At 59.7% G+C, this 568-nt stretch carries 1 protein-coding gene; it reads left to right on the forward strand.

Features of this window, described 5'->3' with window-relative positions:
• Positions 1-568: D-serine ammonia-lyase (dsdA, locus tag C3418_RS23920; protein ID WP_103859399.1), on the forward strand; the 568-nt coding region annotated here is incomplete at both ends.

Below are 568 nucleotides of genomic sequence, written 5' to 3' on the forward strand. Positions count from 1 at the left end.
CCATTAAAGCGCGCGGCGGTATCTATGAGGTGCTGGCCCATGCGGAAAAACTGGCGCTGGCCTCTGGTTTACTCAAGCTGGATGACGATTACAGCATCCTGCTGGAGACACGCTTTAAAGCCTTCTTCAGCCAGTACAGCATCGCGGTGGGTTCAACCGGCAACCTGGGGATGTCCATCGGCATTATGAGCGCGCGCATCGGCTTTAAGGTCACGGTGCATATGTCCGCCGACGCCCGCGAGTGGAAGAAAGCCAAACTGCGCAGCCACGGCGTGATCGTCGTGGAATATGAGCAGGATTATGGCGTGGCGGTGGAGCAAGGGCGCAAAGCGGCGGAAAGCGATCCAAACTGTTTCTTTATTGACGATGAGAACTCACGCACGCTGTTCCTGGGCTACGCGGTTGCAGGTGAGCGCCTGAAAGCGCAGTTTGCCGCGCAGGGGCGCGCGGTGGACGCTGAACATCCGTTGAACGTTTATCTGCCGTGCGGCGTCGGCGGCGGCCCCGGCGGCGTGGCGTTTGGCCTGAAGCTGGCCTTTGGCGATAACGTCCACTGTTTCTTCGCCGA

The organism is Aeromonas sp. ASNIH8, from assembly GCF_002919855.1.
Lineage (GTDB): Bacteria > Pseudomonadota > Gammaproteobacteria > Enterobacterales > Aeromonadaceae > Aeromonas > Aeromonas caviae.